This window comes from Actinomadura barringtoniae (assembly GCF_017573505.1).
GTDB lineage: Bacteria > Actinomycetota > Actinomycetes > Streptosporangiales > Streptosporangiaceae > Spirillospora > Spirillospora barringtoniae.
In genome coordinates this window covers 35,237-56,891 of the sequence record NZ_JAGEOJ010000002.1, presented here as the reverse complement: position 1 = coordinate 56,891, position 21,655 = coordinate 35,237, and the positions used below count along the sequence as shown (strand labels likewise).

Here is a 21,655-nt window from a genome sequence, read left to right as displayed (position 1 = left end):
AGGAGGTTCTCCCCCTGTGACGCGCTCCACATCCCCCGCCGCGCGGGAGGTTCACGATCTTGGTTCTGGCTTTAACAGGCCGCGATCTCAATCACGTCTTACGCCTCGTTTACCTGCGATTCGTTATGAATGGGACTGCAGGGACAAGCCAACTGATCGGGGGATCATGGACGCCGTCACTCTGTCCGAACTGCGCAAGCCGCGCACCTTCCCGGCGGTCTCGGTGCTGATGCCGACCTTCCGCCGCGCCCCGGAGAACAAGCAGGACCCCATCCGGCTGCGGAACCTGCTCGCCGAGGTGCGCAAGCGGCTGCGCGAGGACACCCGGGTCGCGCCCGCCGCCGTGGACGAGGTCGTGCGCGGCCTCGAACGGGCCGCGCAGGAGGTCGACCTCCGGCACGCCGAGGACGGACTGGTCCTGTTCGCGGCGCCCGACGGCGAACACCACGCCTTCATGGTGGACCAGCACATCGACGAACGGGTGATCGTCGACACCACGTTCGCCACCCGCGACCTGGTCGCCGCCTACACCCGCACGTCCCGCTACTGGCTGCTGTCGATCTCCGACCTGTCCACGCGCCTGTGGGACGGCCACGGCGAGGAGCTGACCGAGATCTCGCGCGGCGGCTTCCCGATCGAGCCCGCCGCCCACGAGGACGAGCGCACGCCCCGGTCCTCGGCGCGTGGCGCCCGCCACGGCGACGAGCAGCACCGGCAGCTGATGCGCGAGGTCGTGGACGCCCTCACCACCGTGCTGAAGCGCGACCGGCGGCCCGTGATCGTCGCGGGCGTCACCCGCCACCAGGCCATCTTCGACGAGGTCGCCGGGAACGGCGTCACCGTCGCGGGCCGCGTCGACGGCAGCTACGAGGGCGCCACCGGGCCCCAGCTCGCCGAGCTGGCCCGGCCGGTCCTGCACGCCTACGAGGACTTCCGCGAGGTCGCCGTGCTCACCGAGCTGGAGGCGGCCCGCAGCATCCAGCGCTACGCCTCCGGCGTCACCGAGGTCATGACCCTGGTCGAGGAGGGCCGCGGCGAGCACCTGGTGGTCGAGCGCGGCTACTACGCCCCGGCGGTCAAGACCGACGGCGAACTGGTCCCGGTCGAGGGGCCGCTCGGCGCGCTGAAGGGCGCCGACGTGGTGGACGACGTGGTCGACAACATCATCGAGACCGCGCTGGAGTACGGCGGCGAGGTCACGTTCGTGTCCGACGGCTTCCTGGTCGACCACGACCGGATCGCGCTCGTCACCCGCTTCTAAGCGGTTGTGGCGCGGTTGCGGCAAGGACGTTCGGCACGGCCTGACGTTCGGCACGGCCTTCGGCCCCGCCCGGTCTAACCTGAGGTGGGGCAGGAGGCCATGTCGACATGCTGCATGTGTCGCTCCTGGGCGAGCAGACGATCAGCGACGACGGGACCGGCGTCCAGACGGGGTCGCCGCGTACGGTCGCCCTCCTTGGGCTGCTGGCCGTCCATGAGGGCTCGCCCCAGGCGCGGCGGCGGATCGCCGGGCTGTTCTGGCCGGACTCCAGCGACGCGCAGGCGCTGACCAACCTGCGCCGGGAGCTTCACCACCTGCGCCAGATCCTCGGCCAGGAGCCGTCCCTGGTGGTCACCTCCAGGGACCTGTGCTGGCGTGACAGCCCGACGTGCCACGTGGACGCGCGTGCCTTCGACGTCGAACGCGGCGCCGCGCTGGACGCGATGGCGACCGGCGACGGCGAGCAGGCCCTGATCCACGCCACGGCCGCGATCGACCTCTACAAGGGCGAGCTGCTGCCCGGCCTCTACGACGACTGGCTGCTGGAGGCCAGGGCCGAGCTCCAGCGCCAGTGCGTGGAGATGTGCGACCTGGCCACCGCCGCGCGGGCGCGTACCGGCGATCTGACCGGAGCCGTGGCCTCCGCGCGCCGCCGGGTCCGCCTCCAGCCGCTGGAGGAGGTCGGCTACCGCACGCTGATGCAGGTCCTTGCCGACCTGGGCGACCGCGCGGGCGCCGTCACCACCTACCACCACTGCGCCTCGGTCCTGGAACGCGAGCTCGGGGTTCTCCCGGACCCTGCGACGCGGCGGCTGTTCCAGCGCCTGATGGCCCGCGCCGAGGGGCCCGCGGCCCGGCGGTCGGGGTTCGCCGCGCACCGGCTCGTCGGCAGGCTGGCGGAGCTGGGCGCGCTGGAGGACGTCTGGAGGGCCGCCGCCGACGGACGGCCGGGCTTCGCGCTGGTGTGGGGCGGCGCCGGCGTCGGCAAGACCCGGCTGGTGAACGAGCTGGCCGAGACGGCGCGGCGGGACGGCGCGGTGGTCGCGGTCAGCCAGTGCTTCGGGGCCTCGGGACGGCTCGCGCTCGCCCCGGTGGCCGACTGGATGCGCGACCCGGCCGTTCAGGCGGGCGTTCCGCGGCTGGACGCGGCCTGGCGCGCCGAGGTCGACCGCTTGGTGCCGTCGGCCCGGTCGGCCCGGTCGGCGCCGTCGGTGCACGCGGCCGAGAGCGGGCCGGACGACGCGATGGAGGACCCCTGGCAGCGGCACCGGTTCTTCGAGGGGCTGGCGCGGGCGCTGATCGGGGTCGGGCGGCCGGTGCTGCTGGTCCTGGACAACCTGCAGTGGTGCGACCTGGAGACGCTGGCGTTCGTCACGTTCTGCCTGCGGCTGGACCCCGGCGCCCGCCTCATGGTCGCCGGAACCCTCCGCGACGACGACGGCGATGAGGACGCCGACCTGGCCGGCTGGACCGCGCGGATGCGGGCCGCCGGGCTGCTCACCGAGCTGCGCCTCAGCCCGCTGGAGGCCGGCGACGCGGCCGAGCTGGCCGAGGCGATCCGCGGGCGCCCGCTCAGCGCGGACGACGCGGACCTGCTCCAGGCGGCGACCGGCGGGTTCCCGCTGTACGTCATCGAGGCGGTGCGCGGCGGCGCCCGGCCGGGTCCCGGCGGCGACCTGGCCTCGGTGCTGCGCGTACGGCTGCAGGCGGCGACCGCGCCCGCCCGCGACGTCGCCGGTCTCGCGGCGGCCGTCGGCACCGACTTCTCCCTGGACCTGCTGACCGAGGCGAGCGACCTGCAGGCCGGGGCCGTCGTGGAGGCCGTCGACGAGCTGTGGCGCCGCCGGATCGTGCACGAGCTGGGTGACGGCTACGACTTCTCCCACGACCTGCTGCGGGACGCGGCGTACGCGCAGGTCAGCCCGCCCAAGCGATGGCTGCTGCACCGCCGCGTCGCGCAGGCCCTGGAGCTGATGCACGCCGACGACACCGGCACCGTCTCGGCCCAGCTCGCCGAGCAGTACCTGCGCGGCGGACGTCCCGACCGCGCGGTGGCCTACTACCGGCGCGCGGCCGACGTCGCGGCGGGCCTGTTCGCCCACGCCGAGGCCGTACGGCTCAACCGGCTGGCCCTCGCCCTCGTCCGCGAACGCCCGCCCGGCAGCGGCCGCGACCTGGAGGAGCTCGCCCTGCTGGAGGCCATGGCGGCGCCGCTGAACGCCCGCCATGGGTTCGCCTCGCCCGAGCTGCAGCGGACTCTGGAGCGTTCGGTCGAGCTGGCCGAGTCGCTGGACCGCAAGGAGTCGCTGAGCACCGGCCTGGTCGCGCTGTGGACCTCGCGGATCGTCCAGGGGCGCGTGCCCGAGGCCTACCGCACGGCCGTACGCGCCCTCGCGCTGGTCGATCCGGGGACGGAGATGAGCGGCACGGCCCACTTCGCCGTCGGCGGGTCGGCGTTCTGCCTGGGGCGGCCCGCGGAGGCGCTGCGGCACTTCGACCGCGTCACGGGCGGGGCGTTCGCGCTGAGCGTCGGGGTCCGGCCCGAAGTGCAGGGCGTGGCGTGGGCGGCCCACGCCCACTGGCTTCTCGGGCACGACCACGAGGCGCTGGCCGCCTGCCGGGAGGCCATCGGGAACGCCCGGGCCCTGCGGCATCCCTACAGCCTGGCCGTGGCGCTGGCCTATGGCGCCATCACGTACCAGATGTGCGGCGCGATGCCCGAGCTGCGCGAGACGGCCGGTGAGCTGCGAGAGCTGTGCGAACGGCACGACTTCGCCTACTACCGCGAGTGGGGGGTGATCCTGGACGGCTGGTGCCGTTCGGGTGAGGACGGACTTCGCCTTGCCCGGCAGGGCATCGGCAACCTCAGGGAGCAGGGGTCGCTGGTGCGGATGCCGTACTGGCTGTCGTTGCTGGCAGACCTGTCTGCCCGGCACGGCCTGCCGGACGTCGCGCTGGCGACCCTTGACGCCGCGCTGGCGGGCGGCCAGGCGCGCGAGGACCTGTGGTGGCTGCCCGAGGCCTTGAGGATGCGCGCGGCCCTCGGCGACGAAGGCTCCGCCGTCTCGCGGCTGCGTTCGGCCGCGCAGCTGGCCTCGGCGCACGGCAGCCTCGCGCTGCTGCGGCGCTGCGAACGCGACCTCGCCGAACGCGGTCGTTCCATGCGCGAACGCTCCGCGAACGCTGCGGTTCCTAGCGTGCGTCAAGCCCGGGATTTCCCGGCGACGCACTTGGAGGGGGACCCATGAGCACCACCTCGGACGGCGTGACCGTGGCGCCGTACGACTCGCTGGCCGCCGCCCTGCGCGGCGACCTGATCCTGCCCGAAGACCTCGCCTACGACCACGCCCGCGCGGTCTACAACGCCATGATCGACAAGCGTCCCGCCGCGATCGCGCGCTGCCGCGACACCGTCGACGTCATCGCCTGCGTGCGGTTCGGCCGCGAGCACGGCATCGACCTGGCGGTACGCGGCGGCGGCCACAACGCCGCCGGCCTCGGGGTCGCCGACGGCGCGCTGGTCATCGACATGTCGGAGATGCGCGGCACCACCGTCGACCCGGTCGCCCGGACCGTCCGCGTCGACGCCGGCTGTACGTGGGGCGACGTCGACCACGCGACCGTCGGGTTCGGCATGGCCACCCCGTCGGGCTTCCTGTCCTCGACCGGCGTGGCCGGGCTGACGCTGGGCGGCGGCATCGGCTACCTGTCGCGCCGCTTCGGCCTCACCGTCGACAACCTGCTGTCCGCCGACGTGGTGCTCGCCGACGGCTCGTTCGTCACCGCGAGCGAGACCTCCCACGGCGACCTGTTCTGGGCGCTGCGGGGCGGCGGCGGCAACTTCGGCGCGGTCACCTCGTTCACCTTCCGCTGCCACGACATCGGGGAGAACGGCGTCATCATCGGCGGCCCGGTCATCTATGACCTGGCCGACACCCCCGACGTGCTGCGCTGGTACCGCGAGCTGCTGCCGACGCTGCCCGAGGAGCTGAGCGGCTGGTTCGGGCTGATCACCGTGCCGCCCGCGCCGCCGTTCCCCGAGGAGCTGTGGGGACGCAAGGCCAGTGTCATCGTGTGGTGCTACACCGGGGCGCACGACCAGGCCGACCGCATCCTGGAGCCGGTCAAGACGTTCGGCTCGCCGCTGCTCATGGGGCTGCACGAGATGCCGTTCACGATGCTGCAGAGCGCGTTCGACGGCCTCTACCCGGCGGGGCTCCAGTGGTACTGGCGGGCGGACTTCTTCAACGAGATCTCCGACGCCTCGATCGACGTGCACCTGAAGTTCGGCGAGCAGCTGCCGACCGGGCACTCCACGATGCACCTCTACCCGATCGACGGCGCCGCCGCCCGCGTGCCCGCGGACGGCACCGCGTTCGCCTACCGGGACGGCGGCTGGGCGGGCATCATCGTCGGCGTCGACCCCGACCCGGCCAACGCCGGCCTCATCTCCGACTGGGCGCGCGCCTACTGGGACGCGCTGCACCCGATGTCGGCCGGCGGCGCGTACGTGAACTTCCTCATGGAGGAGGGCCAGGAGCGCGTCAAGGCGTCCTACCGGCACAACTACGACCGGCTCACCAGGGTCAAGGGCCACTACGACCCCGACAACACCTTCCACATCAACCAGAACATTCCGCCGCTACGGTGAGCGGATGATCGAAACCGACCTCGTCCTCGCCGACGGGCGCACGCTGCACGTCTACGACTCCGGGGGCGAGGGGCGGACGGTCGTCCTCTGGCACCACGGCACGCCGAACCTCGGCGCGCCGCCCGCGCCGCTGTTCCCCGCGGCGGACCGGCTCGGCGTCCGCTGGGTCTCCTTCGACCGGCCCGGGTACGGGAGCTCGACCCCCTGCCCGGGCCGGGACGTGGCGTCCGCGGCCGCCTGCACCGCCGCGGTCGCCGACGCGCTGGGCATCGAACGGTTCGCGGTCATGGGCCATTCGGGCGGGGGCCCGCACGCGCTCGCGTGCGGCGCATTGATGCCCGGCCGCGTGTCGGCCGTGCTCAGCATGTCGGGCCTGGCCCCCTACGACGCCGACGGCCTCGACTGGTTCGCGGGCATGGCGCCCGCCGGCGAGGCGTCCCTGCGCGCCGCCGCACAGGGACGCGAGGCCAAGGAACGGCACGAGGCCGCCGCCGAGTTCGACCCGGAGATGTTCACGCCCGAGGACCACGCCGCGCTGAAGGGGGAGTGGTCCTGGTTCGACTCGGTCGTCGGGCCCGCCATCGAGGCCGGTCCGGGCGGGCTGATCGCCGACGACCTCGCCTACGTCGCCCCGTGGGGATTCGACCCCGCTCAGGTGACCGCGCCGGTCCTGATCCTGCACGGCGACGCCGACCGGATCGCGCCCGTCGCGCACGGCCGCTGGCTCGCCGAGCGCTGCCGGTCGGCCGAGCTCCGCGTCGCTCCGGGCGACGGCCATATTTCGGTCCTCCGCAACGCGGCTTCCGTACTGGAGTGGATCGCGCGCTGAACCGGCCGCCTCCCGCCGTCGTGGTGTGACGTGAAATGCAACTCCCCCGCATCGATCGTGTGAGGAGAGGGAGATGTCCACTCGTGTGATGCGCGTCTTCGGAGGCGCGGCGGCACTGGCGTTCGTGCCCACGTTCATCGCGGCGGCGCCCGCGATGGCCAAGCCCTGTTACGGCGACTGCCAACCCGGCGTAGTCCGTACGGCGGGCGTGCTCAAGTACGACGCCCCGGTCGGCGTGGACGACCAGATCACCATCGCCACCAACGCGTCCGGCATGACGGTCACCGACCCCACCGCGACGTTCACCGCCGGCCCGGGGTGCACGATGGTGACCCCGCACCAGGCGCAGTGCTCGACGTCCTTCTCGATCGCGGTGCGCGGCCTGGACGGCAACGACACGATCACCAACGCGACGTCCCTGCCGTCTCGCCTCGCGGGCGGCACCGGCAACGACAAGCTGGTCGGCGGCTCGGGCGACGACACCCTCGTCGGCGAGTCCGGCGCCGACGTGATGCAGGGCGGCGCGGGGTCCGACACGGTGTCCTACGGCGGGGCGGCGACCAGCGTCGGCGTCACCGCCGACCTGGACGGCGCGACCGGCGACGACGGCGGCAGCGACGACGGACCGGCCGGTGCGCGCGACACCATCGCCTCCGACGTCGAGAACCTGGAAGGCACCACCGCGAACGACGTGCTGATCGGGAACGCGGGCCCGAACGTCATCAGCGGCGGCTCCAACGGCGACGACCAGATCCAGGGCATGGGCGGCGACGACCAGCTCACCGCGCCCGGCGGCGGCACGATCAACGGCGGCGCCGGCACCGACCACTGCGTGTCCGACATCCGCCTCTTCGGCGACAACGAGAAGCCGGACACCTTCGTGGCGTGTGAGACGACCGAGGTCATCCGCCCGTAGCCGGGTCCCCGGCTAGAGGAGGCCCCGGACGAAGGACGCCTGGCCCGCGTGCTGGAGGTCGTCGGACACCACGCTGACGAGCCGCACGGCGAGCGTGACGGGCGGGTCCCAGCGCCGGTCCACGACGCGGGGCAGGTCCTCCTCGGTCAGTCCGCCGACATACCGAACGGTCTGCTCGAACACCGCGTCGTGGTAGCCCGTCAGGAGGTCGGCGGACTCGACTCGTACCGAGGCCACCTGCTCGTCGTCGTGGCCGTACCCGGTGTCGTGCGGGTCGAGCGGCAGTGCGAACCGCTCGGCCCAGCCACCCGCGATCCAGACCTGGTCCAGGCCCGCGGCGTCGGCGATGTGGTCGTCCTGGATGCGGGTGAGATGCCACACCAGCCAGGCGATCGAGTTGGACGTTCCGTCGACCCGGTAGGCGAGATCCTCGGCGGACAGGCCCTTCACGGCCCCGTGGACCACGCCTCGGATGCGTTCGAACGCGTCGGTGAGAAGTTGTGCGCTGGTCATTGGTCGGACGCTACCCGGCTAGGCGCAGGCTGAATCTCGCCAGGCCGTCCAGGAGGCGGCGGGCCAGGTGGCGGGAAGCGGGCGCCAGCCGGCCGGATGCCCTGGCCAGGAGGCCTCCGGACTCGTTCCGGCGGGGCGGTTCACCACCACGGTGCAGATCCCCGGCGCGGGCCTCTCGGTCGTCGGGTTGATCCAGCTAATCCGCGTCCAGGCGACCGGATGGAGGATCTTGGTGTAGTCCATCCAGTTCACCGAGTGGGCGACGGCGACGCCCCCGTGGCCGGAGATCGGCGCGACCGGCATCACCCGCCGCGGGTGAGATCCGTTCAGGAAGACGGTCGCGGCCAGGCTGAGGGCGAGCACCCCGGCGGCGACCGCGAGCGGGCCCAGCCACCGCAGCCCGGCGAAGGCGATCAGTAGGCCCGCCGCCACCAGCGACGCCTGCGTGAGGTGGAGTTCCGAACGATCGCCGGTGAGGAACGAGGTCTCCGGAAAGTCGAAGCCGATGTAGTTGTAGGTGCTGAGCCGGTCGCCCGCGTACGCCGTCACCCACAGCCCGGAGACCGCCAGAACGCCCACGCCGGATGCGGCCAGCACCGCCCGCTGCCGGTTGGTCGAACGCATGAGGGCGGCGATTCCGATGAGGGCGTAGACCAGTGCCACGCACGACAGGTAGCGGCCGTAGGCGAAGTTGCCCACCCGGTGCTCGTCGGGCAGGGCCGCCGACGACGCGTACGCCATCCCCGCGGTGCTCACCAGCAGCACGGCGGCCATCGGCGATCGCCGCACCGCCATCACCGCCGTCGCGACCAGACCTACCCCGGCGAGGCCCCAGGTGGAGACGATCAGGTACCAGATCTGGCCTGCCGCTCCCGAGAGCGCCCACAGCTGGCCGTCGAACGTGGTCAGCCGAGCCAGCAGGATCGCCGTCAGATCCCGCGTTCCCTCCGGGTACAGCGCCGAACGCATCGCGCCGTTCAGCGCCGAGACCGCCAGGAAGCCCGCGACCACCGTGCCCAGACCCACCACATCCGTGCGCCGCCGGGACACCACCAAGGCCAGCAACGCCAGCACGTGCACGCACAGCAGCACTTGCCCGCGCGAGTGCACCGCGTCCGCGTAGCAGGCGATCAGGCTCGACCCCGCCGCCGCGTACGGCCCGCCGTCCCGAATGAAGCGGTCCAGGGCGAGCAGCCATCCGAGCACCACGACCGGCAGGATCGCGTCGGCCAGCGCGTACCCGCCGAAGAAGGTCGCGGCCGGCAGCAGCGCCGCCGCCCAGGCCAGCGCCGCTCCCGCCCGCCCGGAGACGCCCAGCCGCCGCAGCAGCATCACCCCGAGCGGGAAGGCCGCCGCCCCCACCACCGCGTTGATGACCATCACCAGCGTGTAGACGGTGTTCGGGTCGTCGCTCACCCAGGACGCCGGGGCGAGGAGCAGCGAGTACCCGCCCTGGTAGAAGGTGTTGCGCGAGAGGTCACCGCCGGGCCCTCCGGCCAGCCAGCGGGCGGCGAGCAGGTAGCCGGTCTCGTCCGGGTTAGCGGCCGGGCCGGTCCGCGCCTGCGCGAACCAGAGCCGGATCAGGACCTGCGCCACGCAGCCCAGGGCGAGCAGCCAGGCCATAGTGCGGCGCGGGGTGGGCAATGCGGGAACGGGCGGCGCTTCGGGGGAAGGGGCGGCGATCACGAGCGACATGAGCCCCACCGTCGTGACGCCCTGTCGCCGTCATGTCCGGCTGCCGTCCAGGTCTCGTGACCATGTCCGCGTCTCGTGACGATGTCCCGATCTCGTGACAAACGGGGCGAAGATCACCAGCTCCCGCATAATGGCCGGGTGGCGAGCATCCTCTTCGTCGAAGACGACCCCTCGGCCCGCGTCGCGCTGGAGCTGGCCCTCACCCGGCTGGGCCACGGCGTGACGGCGGTGGCGACGGGGGAGGAGGGCCTGGACCGGGTGCGCTCGCGGCGCCCCGAGATCGCGGTCCTGGACGTGATGCTGCCCGGCATCGACGGGATCGAGGTGTGCCGCCGGATCCGCCGCGACGACACGCTCCCGGTGATCCTGCTCACCGCGCGCGGCGACGACCTGGACGTGGTGCTCGGCCTGGAGGCGGGCGCCGACGACTACGTGGTGAAGCCGGTCGAGCCGCGCGTGCTGGACGCCCGGGTCCGCGCGGTGCTGCGCCGCGCCGAGAGCAGCCACACCGACCGTTCCTCCTACGGCGACCTGGTCATCGACCGCACCTCGCTCAAGGTCACCAAAGCCGGCACCGACGTGCGGCTCACCCCGACCGAGCTGCGGCTGCTGCTGGAGCTGACCCGCCGCCCCGGGCAGGCGCTGACCAGGCAGAACCTCCTCGCCTCGGTCTGGGAGCACACCTATCCCGGCGACTCGCGCCTGGTGGACGCCTGCGTCCAGCGGGTCCGCGCCAAGATCGAGGACGAGCCCGCCGAGCCGCGCCTCATCCAGACCGTCCGCGGCTTCGGTTACCGCTTCACCGCGCCGTGATCCCGCTGCGCATCCGCCTGATCGCCGCGTTCACCGCCGTGGCGCTGCTGTCCTCCGCGCTGGCGTCCGGCATCGCGTACGTGCTGGTGCGGCGCGCGATGCTGCAGCGCACCCAGGACGCGATGATCACTCAAGTGCGGCAGACGGTCTCCCGGATGGTGCCGGCGGAACTGCCGCCTGACACCGGCTCGCTGCTGGCCGGTGAGCTGGAACAGGCGCTCACCTCTCCCGACGGCCGCGTCAAGGCGTTCGCGCTGCCGCTGCCGCTGTACGGCCCGATCCCGCCCGCCCTGCCGGGGTTGTCCCGGCTGCACGTACGACCGGCCGCGGCCTTCCTGGCCAAGGCGCAGGGCAGCGCCGACACGATGGTCTACCAGCGGGTCGTCAGCCACGGGCGGCCGTATCTGCTCGTGGCGGCGCGGCCGACCGCCTACCAGACGACGATCAACGAGCCGGAGCGCCAGACACCGCCGATGGTCATCGTCTCGGTGAGCCTGGAGAAGGAGGCCGCCGACCTGCGTTCGTTCGGCTGGGCCGTGACGGTGGCCGACAGCGCCGCCGTGGTGGCGGCCCTGGTGCTGGCCCTGCTGGCCACCCGGGGGGTGCTGCGCCCCGTCCGGCGGCTGGCGTCGGCGACCCGCGACCTCGGCGAGGGGCGGCTGCAGTCCCGGGTCGAGGTCAAGGGGCGCGACGAGCTCGCCGACCTGGCCCGCAGCTTCAACGACATGGCCGGGACACTCCAGGAGACCGTCACCGAACTGCGCGCGATGGAGGCGTCCTCACGGCGGTTCGTGGCCGACGTGTCGCACGAGCTGCGCACCCCGCTCACCTCGATGATCGCGGTCGCGGAGCTGCTGGCGGAGGACGACGCGCGGGCGGTGGACGCGCCGGTCGCCACCGGGCTGATCGTGGAGGAGACCCGGCGCCTCGGGCAGCTGGTCGAGCATCTCATCGAGATCAGCCGCTTCGACTCCGGCGCCGCGACGCTGGTGCCGGACAACGTAGTGATCGCCGACGCGGTCGCGGCGACGCTGGCGGCGCGCGGCTGGACGGGAGAGCTGGCGGTGACCGGGCCCGCGGACCTGGTCGCGCGGGTCGACCCGCGCCGCTTCGACGTGATCGTGGCCAACCTCGCAGGGAACGCGCTCAAGCACGGCCGGCCGCCGGTCACGCTGGACTTCGGCCCCGCCGAACGCCACGGAAGGCAAGGTTTCCAGGTCACCGTGGCCGACCGCGGGCCAGGCATTCCGGGCGAGGTGCTCTCGTCCATCTTCGACCGGTTCGTGAAGGTCGAGGCGGCCAGGTCGCGGAGCGAGGGCAGCGGGCTCGGCCTGTCGATCGCCTGGGAGAACGCCGCGCTGCACGGCGGCGTCCTGCGGGGCGACAACGGCGAGGACGGCGGGGCGGTGTTCAGCCTGTGGCTGCCCATCGGCGAGGACGCGGCCGAGGGAGAAGGGGCATGACCCCCCGCCCGGTGTTCGCCGCCGTGGTGGCGCTGGCCGTGACCGCGGCCGTCGCCGGGTGCGGAGTGCGGGCGACCGGGATCGCCGGCGCCGGGGGCGCGCCGGACGCCGCCAACCCGGTCGCGAGGATCACGGTGTACCTGCTGAACGCCCAGGGCCGTCTGGTCTCGGTGACGCGTCCCGGGCTCCCCGGCCGCCCCTACATCGCGCTGAACCAGCTGGCGGTGCGGCCGGTGGGGTCCGAACGCCGATCGGGGCTGCGAACCGAGGTGCCCGACGCCGTCGAATCGGCCCACCTCGCCCAGGACGTCCGCGACGGCCGGACGGCGGGCGTCGATCTGGTCGTCATGGTGAACGGACGGGGGGCCTGGACCAGGGCGGCCTTGGCGCAGTTGGCGTGCACGGCGGCCGGTGTTCCGGGCATCGCCGGCGTGATACTGAGCCCCTGGTACAGGTACCGGCCGCCCGGGCGCCTCACGACGCGCGTCGTGGCGATCGTGGACGGCACACGGAAGCTGACCTGCGACGAGTTCAAGGATCTGCGATGAGACGCCGGCCCCTGCGCTCGCTCACGGCCATGGTGGCCTTGGTCCTCACCCTCACCGGCTGCGGAGTCCGGGAGACGGGGATCGTCGACGCGGGCGCTCCGCCGAGCGCCTCTCCCAGCGCGGTCGCGAGGATCACGGTGTACCTGCTGAACGACAAGGGGCACCTTGTCCCGGTGCTGCGCGCGGGCCTGCCGGGGCACCCCTATATCGCGGTGGACCAACTCGCCGTCCAGCCCACCGAGGGCGAACGGCGTCAAGGGCTGCACACCGAAGTGCCGGACGAGATCAGGGAGGCTTACACCCTCACCAATGTCGAGGCACCCGACAACGGGGCCGATCGGCTCGTGGTCCAGCTCAGGGAGACCACCGCCTGGACCAGGCGCGCGCACGCGCAGCTCGCCTGCACCGCGGCGGCGATTCCAGGGATCAGGAAGGTGGTGCTCAGCCCCCAGGTTCAGCGGGTGTCGCCGGGGAAGCACGAGGAGATCGTGAAGGTGACCATGAGCAGCGACCTGACCTGCGACCAGTTCGACGACCTGCGCTAACCCTTGTTGAGCCACTTCACGGCCTCGTCGCCCAGGGCGGACCGTACGGCCAGGACGGCGACGCCGATGGTGAGCAGGGGCGCGACCACGAAGCGTTCGACGTTGCCGTCGGTACGAGGGATCACCGGGACCTCCACGCGCCACTGGATCGGCCAGAAGACCGGACACCCTCTCGGTGTCAGGCAGTCTCCGGCCACGTGCGCCAGGCAGCCCAGCGTCACCGCGAAGCCGACGAAGCTCATGTCCAGGCCGTGCATCAGCCAGACGGCGATCAGCGCCAGGGCGCAGTCGGCGAGCGCGGACTGCGGTTCCTTGCCCTCGAAGTCCAGGCCGACGCCGCGCAGGCCGAAGCCCACGATGACGAACAGCGCCACCCACCAGCCGTACACGTAGTGCGTGGCCAGCCAGTCGAACGCGTAGCCGATGCCGAGCGCGAACAGGATCGAGTGCGTGGCATGCCGGTGCCCGCCCGAGATCTTGCCGACCCACTTGCAGAAGTGCTGGCTGATCGGCCCCATCGTGTTGGCGATGCGCCCGTTGTGGTGGTCCATGTCCGGCAGCAGCGCCGAACCCGCGCAGACCACGGCTCCGGCCATGATCTGCTGCGGTGACAGGTGGACCGCGTGCTCCCCGAGGAGCCGCTCTTGCGCGATGACCGGAACCGCGGCCATCCAGACCAGCGCACCACTGAGTGCGTGCGTATGACCCATCATGCGGCGAGCACCCGCGTATTCACCTGTTTCTGCGACACGGCCGAAATTTAGCCTGATCACGATCGGTACCGGCGCAGGCGCGCCGGTATCACCTGATTGGAGTCGCGGCGGGGGCGTCAGGTTCCCGTGGCGTTGAGAGCGCGCCCCTTGTCGGCCGCGCGGGCCTCGTGGGCCTCGCGGGCGGCGATCACTTCGTTCACGTTGGCCTCGGCCCAGTCGGTGACCGCCTGGATCGGCCCCTGGAGGGACTGGCCCAGGGGAGTGAGCTCGTACTCCACGTGGGGCGGGATCTCGGGGAAGACCTGGCGGGTCAGCAGGCCGTCGCGTTCCATGACCCGGAGCGTGTGGGTAAGGACCTTGGGAGTGACGCCGCCGATCTTGTCGCGCAACTCGGTGAAGCGCCGGGGTCCGTCGCGCAGGGAGAGCACGACCAGGACCGACCACTTGTCGCCGATGCGATCAAGGATCAGCCGGGTCGGGCAGTTCGGGTCGAAAGCGTCGCCGTCCAGCATAGTTTCCAAATGATACCAAATGCCGTTGAGGTAACCAGTATCCAACGGATACTGTCCATCGCGAGGACACGTTCTTGGAGGTCAGAACCATGAAGCTGCTGCTGATCGGATCCACCGGCATGATCGGAAGCCGGGTCGCGGCCGAGGCACGGGCACGCGGGCACGAGGTCGTCGGAACGACCCGGAGCGGCAAGGAGGGGACCGAGAGCCTGGACGCCGGGGACGCGGCGCGCGTCGCCGACCTGGCCAAAGGCGTCGATGCCGTCGTACTGGCGATCGCGCCGCCGCGGGACGGCTCGGAGGCCGAGGGGCCGCTGCTGGCCGCCGGGCGGGCCGTCCTGGACGGGCTGCGGCGGGCCGGGGTGCGCCGCCTCATCGTGGTCGGGGGCGCGGGCAGCCTGGAGACCGCGCCCGGCGTACGGCACGTGGACGACCCGCACTTCCCGGAGATCTACAAGGCCGAGTCGCTGGCCCAGGCCGAGCTGCTCGAAGTGATCCGTAAGGAGGCCGGCGACCTGGACTGGACGTACGTCTCGCCGGCCGGGGTGATCGAGCCGGGCGAGCGCACCGGCACGTTCCGGCTGGGCGGCGACCAGCTGCTCCTCGACGCCAAGGGCAGGAGCCAGATCAGCGCCGAGGACTACTCCGTCGCGCTCGTGGACGAGCTGGAGAACGGCGCCGCGATCGGGCGCCGGATCACCGTCGCCTACTGATCAGGCGCCAGGCGTCGCTCTCGGCGCCCGGCTCGTACGGGGAGTCCAGCCGCTTGGCCAGGTAGTCGAGGCCCTGGGCGTGGGCGGCGTCGCGGACCGCTTCGCCATCGCCCGGGAACCAGGGCGTCGTCTGCCAGCGGGGACCGTTGGCCTTCAGCTCGTCCAGGCGCCGGCGGCGTTCCTCGTAGGGCTCGTCCAGCAGCGGGTGCCCGTCCAGGTGGAGCAGGTCGAAGATCAGATAGGTCTCGCGGCCCTCCACCTGGGCGAGCTCGCCGTCCAGCAGGACGGGGCGGGCGCCCATCGACTCGCCCAGCTTGGGGCCGATGCCCGCGGGCCCGTCGACGGCACGGGCCCGGCCGTCGGTCCAGCGCGTACGGCCGCCCTCGATGTAGGCCAGCAGCCGGCGGCCGCCCCACGCGAACTCGAAGCCGTAGGCGTCCTGGTCGCGGGGGAGCCTCTTGTTCTGGGCCGGTCGCATCGCCTGGAGCTTGCCGGGGAGCGGCTCGAAGCCGGGATCGGCGGGCGGGTCCATCCGGTGGATCATCCAGTTCTTGCCGCGCGTCTTGAACAGCACGTACTTGCCCGAGACCCGGCTGCCGTGCATGACGATCATGACCTCGCGGTCGGACCACTTCTCGGTCTCGTACGTGCCGCGATCCCAGATGTGCATCGTCCCGCCGCCGTACTCGCCCTGCGGGATGTCGCCCTCGAACGCGGCGTACTCCAGCGGGTGGTCCTCGGTGTGCACGGCCAGGTGGTTGACCTTGGGGTCGGGCGGGATGCCCTTCGGAACGGCCCAGGAGACCAGCACGCCGTCGCGTTCCAGCCGCAGATCCCAGTGCAGGCTGCGCGCGTGGTGCTCCTGGATCACGAACGTGTCGTCGTCGCCCTTGGGGAGCGCCTGGTCCGGCGGGACGGGCTCGGGGGTCTTGGCGGCGTCGCGCTTGCGCCGGTAGTCGGCGAGCTTGTCGTCCTTCTTCGAGGCGTCCTTCTTCGGTGCGGCCACACCCTGTCACCTACCCCGATCAGGGGAGGAACACGGCGTAGTCGGCCACGTCGGAGGTCAGCGCGGGCGGCAGCCCGACCACGGCCGACATCTCCTCGGCCGACACGAACCCGCCGGTCTCGGCGCGGACCCGCTCGATCTTGACGGCCAGCGCCGGGGTGATCCCCGGCAGCAGCGTGAGCGCCTCGGCGGGCGCGTGGTTGACGTCGATCAGGCCGCCGTCCTTGTACTGCCGGGGCAGGTCGGGGCGGCCGATGCGCAGCTCGCGGGCCAGGCCCGGATCGCCGGCGGCGAGCTTGCGCGCCTTGTCGCGCAGCAGGCGCTGCCGCCGGACGCGTTCGATCACCGCGTCGTTGTCCACGCCCGACAGCCCGTCGGGGTCGAACACCCGGCGCCGGATCAGGAAGGCGTGCCCGCAGCCCACCACCGCCAGCACGAACGTCAGGATGCCGATGGCCCGGCGGGTGCTCGGCTGGTCGATGTCGGGCAGCAGCACCAGCAGCAGGGTGAAGATCCCGATGTAGGCGAGCGAGGCCAGCACCAGATGCGCGCTGCGCCGCCACAGCGCCGCCGCCGCGAAGGTGAAGGGCGTCGCGTACCCCAGGCTCAGGAAGGGCAGCGCGGCCCAGGTGACGCTCAGCGCCGCGCGGCCGGGCGGCATGCTGTCGGAGGGGACCCGCGGTTCGTACGGCGCTGGGGCGTTCATCGGAGGTGATCTCCCGAGCCGGTATGGGTTATGTGGACACTCGGTCAGGCAGGTGTCATGGCAGGGTCAGGATCTCGTGGCCGTCCTCGGTCACCAGCAGCGTGTGCTCGAACTGCGCGGTCCGCTTGCGGTCCTTGGTGACGACCGTCCAGCCGTCGTTCCACATGTCGTAGTCGAAGCTTCCCAGCGTCAGCATCGGCTCGATCGTGAACGTCATCCCGGGCTGCATGATCGTGGTGGCGGAGGGGTCGTCGTAGTGCGGCACGACCAGGCCGGAGTGGAACGTGGTGCCGATCCCGTGGCCGGTGAAGTCGCGGACCACGCCGTAGCCGAAGCGCTTGGCGTACGACTCGATCACGCGGCCGATCACGTTCAGCGCGCGGCCGGGGGCGACCGCCTTGATGCCGCGCATCATGGCCTCGCGGGTGCGCTCCACCAGCAGCCGCGACTCCTCGTCCACGTCACCGCACAGGTAGGTGGCGTCGGTGTCGCCGTGCACGCCGTCGATGAACGCGGTGATGTCGATGTTGATGATGTCCCCGTCCCGCACCACGGTGTCGTCGGGGATGCCGTGGCAGATCACCTCGTTGATCGAGGTGCAGAGCGACTTGGGGAAGCCGCGATAGCCCAGCGTGGAGGGGTAGGCGTTGTGGTCGAGCAGGAACTCGTGCCCGATCACGTCCAGCTCGTCGGTGGTGATCCCGGGCCTGATGCTCTTGCCGACCTCCTCCAGCGCCTGCGCGCCGATCCTGCCGGCCACCCGCATCTTCTCGATGATCTCGGGCGTCTTGACGTCCGGCTCACCGGTCTTGGGACGCTTCTTGCCGACGTACTCCGGGCGCGGAATGTGGGCGGGAACCTTGCGCATGGGCGAGACGTGGCCGGGCCGGAGTAGTTGGGTCGTCATATACCTGGAGTGTAGTCAGGCGGTTCGGGGCACGAATCCGAAGGCATGACCAAGATCGGAGGATTTCGATGAGCGATCTGGACAACGACGGCGACTGGTGGTTCTGTCTCCGCCACATGAAGGTGGAGCACGGCGCCGGCTGCCCGAACAAGGACCGCATGGGGCCGTACCGGAGCGAGGCGGAGGCCGCCGGCGCCCTGGCGACGGCCCGCGAGCGCAACGAGGCCTGGAAGAAGCAGGACGAGGCCTTCGACGGCGACTAGGAGCTCACCACCGCGTAGGCGCGGACGGTGAACGACGACATGCCCTCGGCGGCGGGCGGCGCGGCGTGGAAGCGGAAGCCGTCGGGGGGAAGCTGGGCCAGGCCGGTCAGGTGCTCGACGATGGGGATGCCGGCGGCCAGCAGCGTGGTGTGGGCGGGGCGGTCGGGGTCGGTGGTGTCGTCGATGTTGATCGTGTCGATGCCGACCAGCACGGCCCCCTCGGCGGCCAGCCACGCGGCGCCGTCCAGGGTGACGAACGGGTGCTCGCCCGAGGCGTAGTCCGGGGTGTTCCAGTGCCGGTCCCAGCCCGTCTGGATGAGGACGGCCCGGCCGCGCACGTCGTAGGGGAGCAGCGCGTTCCGGTCGACCGGCCGGCGGCCGTCGGTGACGCGCACGACGAGTCCGTCCAGGTCGGCCAGGCGCGCCAGCGGCAGGCCCGCGACGTCGGCGCCCTCGGCGAAGCGGTGGTTGGGGCTGTCCACGTAGGTGCCGGTGCCCGAGATCATCGAGATCCGGTCGAACTGGAAGCTGGTCCCGGGCGCGTAACTGCCCGCGCTGTCCTCGCGCCGCAGGTGGTCGCCGATCTCCGGGCCGGGCAGCCCCGGGGTGGTGATGATCCCGTCCCGCAGGACGTGGCTCAGGTCGATCACGCGCCGTTCGGCGGCCTCGCTCCCGGCGGTGCTCCGGGCGACGCCGCGCGACCCCTTGTGGGGCTCACGCAGCAAGGTCTTGCCGGAGATCGCGACCTTGTCGACCATGAGCAGGCCCAGGTGGCGGACGAGCAGGGCGCCGAGGTCCTCGTCGGAGATGTCGTCGCCGGGGATGTCCAGCCGGAACTCCTGGACCCGCAGGCCGCCGCCGTTACGGAACGTCAGCTCGGCGTCGAACTGGACCCGATAGTCCTCAGATGTGCTCATATCGGGCATTTTTCCAGGTTGGTCAGTTTTTGCCCGAGGGGGGGCGACCCCCCACGCCCCCCGGGCCGACTTCGTCGGTCTTAGGGGGCGTCGCGGTCGGGTCCCGGCCCGCTGATCGTGTCCAGCAGCCGGGCCAGCCGGGTGCGCAGCCCGCCGCGTTTGACCCGCTCCTGCTGGTCGCCCGCGGCCATGCTGACCAGGTGCTGGGCGCCGTCGAACGAGACCAGCGGCTCGGCGGCGGGCACGGTCAGGGCCTCGTGCGCCAGCCCCTGCAACTCCTTGTCGCCGCCCTCGAGCGCCAGGATGACCGCGCCGGTGCGGCGGGCGTCGTCCACCCGTTCCAGCAGGGGATCGGGCGCGGCCTCCTCGGCGACCACGAACAGCGTCTCGCCGCGCCGCGCCGCCTCCAGCCGGTCCAGGCCGATCCGCAGGTGCGGCGGCGCGTCCTCCGGCGGCTTCCAGCGGACCAGCGTCGGGGCCAGGCCAGGGAGCGAGGCCAGCCGGCTCTCGTCGTCCAGATGGGCGGCCAGATGCCAGGGGTCCTCGGCCGGGGTGCCCACCAGGAGCAGTCCGCCCGGCGTCCGCGCGCTGGCCCGCAGCGCCCGCCCGAACTCGCCGGTCCGCTCCAGCCAGCCGGTTGCGGCCAGTACTTCTCGCAGCATCGTCACCTGGTCGGCGTCCACCAGACCCATGGTGCCGCACGGGCATCGGGGAGGGCAGCGGAATCCCGTTCGGCCTTACCTGGCAAACTCAAGAGCATGACTCAGGAGCAGCAGAAGACTCCCCACGACCTGCCGGACGTGACCGGGCTGAAGATCGGCATCCTCGGCGGCACCGGCGACCAGGGCGGCGGCCTGGCGCGCCGCTTCGCGCTGGCGGGCCACGAGGTCATCATCGGCTCCCGCAAGGCCGAGCGCGCCCAGCAGGCCGCCGACGCGCTGGGGGAGGGCCTGCCGGTCCGCGGCGCGGAGAACCACGCCGCCGCGAGCGAGGCCGACGTCGTGATCGTCGCGGTCCCGTGGGACGGCCACAAGGCCACGCTGGAGTCGCTGCGCGCCGAGCTGGCCGGGAAGATCGTCGTCGACTGCGTGAACCCGATGGGCTTCGACAAGCAGGGCGCCTTCCCGCTGCCGGTCGAGGAGGGCAGCGCCGCCCAGCAGGCCGCCGCCGTGCTCACCGAGAGCCGCGTCGTCGCCGCGTTCCACCACGTCTCGGCCAAGCTGCTGCTCGACCCCGAGGTCGACGAGATGGAACTGGACGTCCTGGTGCTCGGCGACGACCGCGACGCGACCGACCTCGTGCGCGGCCTCGCCGCCCGCATCCCCGGCATGCGCGGCATCTACGGCGGCCGCCTGCGCAACGCGCACCAGGTCGAGGCGTTCACCGCCAACCTGATCTCCATCAACCGCCGCTACAAGGCGCACGCGGGCCTCCGCATCACCGACGTGTGATCGCGGCTTCTGCGTGTGACGGCAGGGCCGACGCGTGAAACGGCCGCGGTGTGTGATCGCGGCCGTTCGGCGTGGATCCGCCGCCGGGCACGCGGTGACGCGTACGGTGGGTGATCGTGAGGACGGGGGTGGATCCGCGGCGGGCGCGCGTGCTGCTGCCCTCACCCAAGATCGGGCCGTTGCGCTCGGTGCTCTACCGGCTGGGGTTCGCCGCGGCGCTGCTGCTCGCCGTGGTCTTCGCCGTCTACTTCGACCGCGACGGCTACAAGGACTCGGCGGGCGGCCCGCTGAGCCTGCTCGACTGCTTCTACTACTCCACGGTGACCATCTCGACGACCGGCTACGGCGACATCGCGCCGGTGAGCCCGTCCGCCCGGCTGGTCAACACCATCTTCATCACGCCCGTACGGGTGCTGTTCCTGATCGTCCTCGTCGGCACGACCCTCGAGGTGCTCGCGGAGCGCACCCGGCAGGACTGGCGGCTGTCGCGTTGGAGGACCCGGGTGCGCGATCACATCGTGGTGGTCGGCTACGGCACGAAGGGCCGTAGCGCCATCAAGACCCTGCTGGCCGGCGGCGTCGAACGCGACGCGATCGTCGTGGTCGACCCCGACCCGCGGGTCGTCGCCGAGGCCGCCGAGGCGGGGTTCGCCGGGGTCGTCGGCGACGCGACCCGCAACTCGGTTCTGCGGCAGGCGGCCGTGCACCGCGCCAGGGAGGTCGTGGTGGCGACCCCCCGCGACGACACCGCCGTGCTCGTCACCCTCTCCGCGCGGCACCTGAACGCCACGGCGGGCATCCAGGCCTCCGCGCGCGAGTCGGAGAACCTCCAGCTGCTGCGGCAGAGCGGCGCCGACCACGTCGTCACCTCCTCCGAGGCGGCCGGGCGCCTGCTCGGCGTCTCGGCGACCCAGCCGCACGTCAGCGAGGTCATCGAGGACCTGATCGAGCAGGGCACCGGCCTGGACCTGGCCGAACGGGCGATCCGCCCCGAGGAGGCCGGCGAGCCGATCCGCGCCGTCCCCGAACCCGTGCTCGCCGTCGTCCGCGACGGCCGGACGCTGCCCTACGACGACGAGCAGTGCGCGCGGTTGCGGGCGGGGGACCGGCTCGTGGTCGTGAAGTCCCGCCACAACGACGCTCACGACTCCCACGGCTTCCACGGCTCCCGTGACGACGACGAGACTGTGGAGCCGCAGGAACGGTAACGTCCCGCCCCGCGTCGTATCATCT

Annotated in this window: 22 protein-coding genes; 13 read left to right on the top strand and 9 right to left on the bottom strand. The window is 72.3% G+C overall.

The features are described from left to right. The first annotated feature begins 166 nt into the window (after window positions 1-166). The 5 genes from J4573_RS04165 to J4573_RS04145 all read left to right on the top strand — a co-directional run bounded on the left by J4573_RS04165 (window position 167) and on the right by J4573_RS04145 (window position 7,657). On the top strand, window positions 167-1,261 hold the full coding sequence (locus J4573_RS04165; protein ID WP_208253894.1) for a baeRF3 domain-containing protein: 1,095 nt from the start codon (window positions 167-169) through the stop codon (window positions 1,259-1,261). Between the two features lie 107 nt (window positions 1,262-1,368). Beyond that, complete coding sequence (locus J4573_RS04160) at window positions 1,369-4,509, top strand: ATP-binding protein (protein ID WP_208253893.1); 3,141 nt, start codon at window positions 1,369-1,371, stop codon at window positions 4,507-4,509. Next, entirely contained in the window at window positions 4,506-5,912 is a 1,407-nt protein-coding gene (locus tag J4573_RS04155; RefSeq protein ID WP_208253892.1) for an FAD-binding oxidoreductase, read from the top strand. Before J4573_RS04160 ends, J4573_RS04155 begins: the two co-directional genes overlap by 4 nt. Before the next feature lie 4 nt (window positions 5,913-5,916). Further along, window positions 5,917-6,741, top strand: coding sequence for an alpha/beta fold hydrolase (locus tag J4573_RS04150; protein ID WP_208253891.1), 825 nt, complete (start codon window positions 5,917-5,919; stop codon window positions 6,739-6,741). Between the two features lie 73 nt (window positions 6,742-6,814). Beyond that, window positions 6,815-7,657, top strand: a complete 843-nt coding sequence (locus tag J4573_RS04145) for a calcium-binding protein (protein ID WP_208253890.1) — start codon at window positions 6,815-6,817, stop codon at window positions 7,655-7,657. Window positions 7,658-7,669: 12 nt separating this feature from the next. On the opposite strand, the gene J4573_RS04140 is transcribed toward J4573_RS04145, so the two are convergent. Next, window positions 7,670-8,170, bottom strand: a complete 501-nt coding sequence (locus J4573_RS04140) for a mycothiol transferase (protein WP_208253889.1) — start codon at window positions 8,168-8,170, stop codon at window positions 7,670-7,672. A gap of 18 nt (window positions 8,171-8,188) precedes the next feature. After that, window positions 8,189-9,865: a hypothetical protein gene (locus J4573_RS04135; protein WP_208253888.1), complete on the bottom strand. Its 1,677-nt coding sequence runs from the start codon at window positions 9,863-9,865 to the stop codon at window positions 8,189-8,191. A 138-nt stretch (window positions 9,866-10,003) separates the two neighbouring features. Here J4573_RS04135 and J4573_RS04130 point away from each other — a divergent pair, with 138 nt between their 5' ends. The 4 genes from J4573_RS04130 to J4573_RS04115 are packed head-to-tail and all read left to right on the top strand — an operon-like array spanning window position 10,004 to window position 13,234. Continuing rightward, complete coding sequence (locus tag J4573_RS04130; protein ID WP_208253887.1) at window positions 10,004-10,678, top strand: response regulator; 675 nt, start codon at window positions 10,004-10,006, stop codon at window positions 10,676-10,678. Beyond that, window positions 10,675-12,141 (top strand): sensor histidine kinase, encoded by a 1,467-nt coding sequence (locus J4573_RS04125; RefSeq protein WP_208253886.1) that lies wholly within the window; start codon window positions 10,675-10,677, stop codon window positions 12,139-12,141. Before J4573_RS04130 ends, J4573_RS04125 begins: the two co-directional genes overlap by 4 nt. Beyond that, window positions 12,138-12,689 (top strand): GerMN domain-containing protein, encoded by a 552-nt coding sequence (locus tag J4573_RS04120; protein WP_208253885.1) that lies wholly within the window; start codon window positions 12,138-12,140, stop codon window positions 12,687-12,689. The genes J4573_RS04125 and J4573_RS04120 overlap by 4 nt, the downstream gene beginning before the upstream one ends. Then, window positions 12,686-13,234, top strand: a complete 549-nt coding sequence (locus J4573_RS04115) for a hypothetical protein (protein WP_208253884.1) — start codon at window positions 12,686-12,688, stop codon at window positions 13,232-13,234. The genes J4573_RS04120 and J4573_RS04115 overlap by 4 nt, the downstream gene beginning before the upstream one ends. Here J4573_RS04115 and J4573_RS04110 read toward each other — a convergent pair. Beyond that, window positions 13,231-13,944: a metal-dependent hydrolase gene (locus tag J4573_RS04110; RefSeq protein ID WP_279575360.1), complete on the bottom strand. Its 714-nt coding sequence runs from the start codon at window positions 13,942-13,944 to the stop codon at window positions 13,231-13,233. The two genes, J4573_RS04115 and J4573_RS04110, sit on opposite strands and share 4 nt — an antisense overlap. A gap of 119 nt (window positions 13,945-14,063) precedes the next feature. After that, a complete protein-coding gene (locus J4573_RS04105; RefSeq protein ID WP_208253882.1) occupies window positions 14,064-14,459 on the bottom strand; it encodes a winged helix-turn-helix transcriptional regulator in 396 nt (131 codons plus the stop codon). A gap of 89 nt (window positions 14,460-14,548) precedes the next feature. Here J4573_RS04105 and J4573_RS04100 point away from each other — a divergent pair, with 89 nt between their 5' ends. Next, complete coding sequence (locus J4573_RS04100; RefSeq protein ID WP_208253881.1) at window positions 14,549-15,172, top strand: NAD(P)-dependent oxidoreductase; 624 nt, start codon at window positions 14,549-14,551, stop codon at window positions 15,170-15,172. Here the strand turns inward: J4573_RS04100 and J4573_RS04095 are convergent. The 3 genes from J4573_RS04095 to map are packed head-to-tail and all read right to left on the bottom strand — an operon-like array spanning window position 15,156 to window position 17,791. Then, on the bottom strand, window positions 15,156-16,178 hold the full coding sequence (locus J4573_RS04095; protein WP_208253880.1) for a DNA polymerase ligase N-terminal domain-containing protein: 1,023 nt from the start codon (window positions 16,176-16,178) through the stop codon (window positions 15,156-15,158). The genes J4573_RS04100 and J4573_RS04095 overlap by 17 nt on opposite strands. Before the next feature lie 19 nt (window positions 16,179-16,197). Next, window positions 16,198-16,884, bottom strand: coding sequence for a ComEA family DNA-binding protein (locus J4573_RS04090; RefSeq protein ID WP_208253879.1), 687 nt, complete (start codon window positions 16,882-16,884; stop codon window positions 16,198-16,200). Between the two features lie 55 nt (window positions 16,885-16,939). Then, the gene (map, locus tag J4573_RS04085; protein ID WP_208253878.1) at window positions 16,940-17,791 is read right to left on the bottom strand and encodes a type I methionyl aminopeptidase; all 852 of its coding nucleotides are present in this window, start codon (window positions 17,789-17,791) and stop codon (window positions 16,940-16,942) included. 68 nt (window positions 17,792-17,859) lie between these two features. Between map and J4573_RS04080 the strand changes: the two genes are divergently transcribed. Then, window positions 17,860-18,054 carry a hypothetical protein gene (locus J4573_RS04080; RefSeq protein ID WP_208253877.1) on the top strand — a complete coding sequence of 65 codons (195 nt, stop codon included), beginning with the start codon at window positions 17,860-17,862 and terminating at the stop codon, window positions 18,052-18,054. Here J4573_RS04080 and J4573_RS04075 read toward each other — a convergent pair. Together J4573_RS04075 and J4573_RS04070 are read right to left on the bottom strand one after the other, a co-directional pair. Continuing rightward, complete coding sequence (locus J4573_RS04075; protein ID WP_307796484.1) at window positions 18,051-18,971, bottom strand: cyclase family protein; 921 nt, start codon at window positions 18,969-18,971, stop codon at window positions 18,051-18,053. The two genes, J4573_RS04080 and J4573_RS04075, sit on opposite strands and share 4 nt — an antisense overlap. Window positions 18,972-19,051: 80 nt before the next feature. Next, entirely contained in the window at window positions 19,052-19,663 is a 612-nt protein-coding gene (locus J4573_RS04070) for a hypothetical protein (RefSeq protein WP_208253876.1), read from the bottom strand. 66 nt (window positions 19,664-19,729) lie between these two features. Between J4573_RS04070 and npdG the strand changes: the two genes are divergently transcribed. Together npdG and J4573_RS04060 are read left to right on the top strand one after the other, a co-directional pair. Then, window positions 19,730-20,422 carry an NADPH-dependent F420 reductase gene (npdG, locus tag J4573_RS04065; protein ID WP_208253875.1) on the top strand — a complete coding sequence of 231 codons (693 nt, stop codon included), beginning with the start codon at window positions 19,730-19,732 and terminating at the stop codon, window positions 20,420-20,422. Window positions 20,423-20,538: 116 nt separating this feature from the next. After that, window positions 20,539-21,630, top strand: a complete 1,092-nt coding sequence (locus J4573_RS04060) for a potassium channel family protein (RefSeq protein ID WP_307796483.1) — start codon at window positions 20,539-20,541, stop codon at window positions 21,628-21,630. Window positions 21,631-21,655 lie beyond the last annotated feature (25 nt).

Excerpts from the sequence above, each read along its gene's own strand:
- J4573_RS04165 (WP_208253894.1), top strand. The coding sequence starts at position 167 with ATGGACGCCGTCACTCTGTCCGAACTGCGCAAGCCGCGCACCTTCCCG.
- J4573_RS04150 (WP_208253891.1), top strand. The coding sequence starts at position 5,917 with ATGATCGAAACCGACCTCGTCCTCGCCGACGGGCGCACGCTGCACGTC.
- npdG (WP_208253875.1), top strand. The coding sequence starts at position 19,730 with ATGACTCAGGAGCAGCAGAAGACTCCCCACGACCTGCCGGACGTGACC.
- map (WP_208253878.1), bottom strand. The coding sequence starts at position 17,791 with ATGACGACCCAACTACTCCGGCCCGGCCACGTCTCGCCCATGCGCAAG.
- J4573_RS04080 (WP_208253877.1), top strand. The coding sequence starts at position 17,860 with ATGAGCGATCTGGACAACGACGGCGACTGGTGGTTCTGTCTCCGCCAC.
- J4573_RS04110 (WP_279575360.1), bottom strand. The coding sequence starts at position 13,944 with ATGGGTCATACGCACGCACTCAGTGGTGCGCTGGTCTGGATGGCCGCG.
- J4573_RS04160 (WP_208253893.1), top strand. The coding sequence starts at position 1,369 with ATGCTGCATGTGTCGCTCCTGGGCGAGCAGACGATCAGCGACGACGGG.
- J4573_RS04135 (WP_208253888.1), bottom strand. The coding sequence starts at position 9,865 with ATGTCGCTCGTGATCGCCGCCCCTTCCCCCGAAGCGCCGCCCGTTCCC.
- J4573_RS04140 (WP_208253889.1), bottom strand. The coding sequence starts at position 8,170 with ATGACCAGCGCACAACTTCTCACCGACGCGTTCGAACGCATCCGAGGC.
- J4573_RS04145 (WP_208253890.1), top strand. The coding sequence starts at position 6,815 with ATGTCCACTCGTGTGATGCGCGTCTTCGGAGGCGCGGCGGCACTGGCG.
- J4573_RS04075 (WP_307796484.1), bottom strand. The coding sequence starts at position 18,971 with ATGAGCACATCTGAGGACTATCGGGTCCAGTTCGACGCCGAGCTGACG.
- J4573_RS04090 (WP_208253879.1), bottom strand. The coding sequence starts at position 16,884 with ATGAACGCCCCAGCGCCGTACGAACCGCGGGTCCCCTCCGACAGCATG.
- J4573_RS04105 (WP_208253882.1), bottom strand. The coding sequence starts at position 14,459 with ATGCTGGACGGCGACGCTTTCGACCCGAACTGCCCGACCCGGCTGATC.
- J4573_RS04115 (WP_208253884.1), top strand. The coding sequence starts at position 12,686 with ATGAGACGCCGGCCCCTGCGCTCGCTCACGGCCATGGTGGCCTTGGTC.
- J4573_RS04155 (WP_208253892.1), top strand. The coding sequence starts at position 4,506 with ATGAGCACCACCTCGGACGGCGTGACCGTGGCGCCGTACGACTCGCTG.
- J4573_RS04120 (WP_208253885.1), top strand. The coding sequence starts at position 12,138 with ATGACCCCCCGCCCGGTGTTCGCCGCCGTGGTGGCGCTGGCCGTGACC.
- J4573_RS04100 (WP_208253881.1), top strand. The coding sequence starts at position 14,549 with ATGAAGCTGCTGCTGATCGGATCCACCGGCATGATCGGAAGCCGGGTC.
- J4573_RS04070 (WP_208253876.1), bottom strand. The coding sequence starts at position 19,663 with ATGGGTCTGGTGGACGCCGACCAGGTGACGATGCTGCGAGAAGTACTG.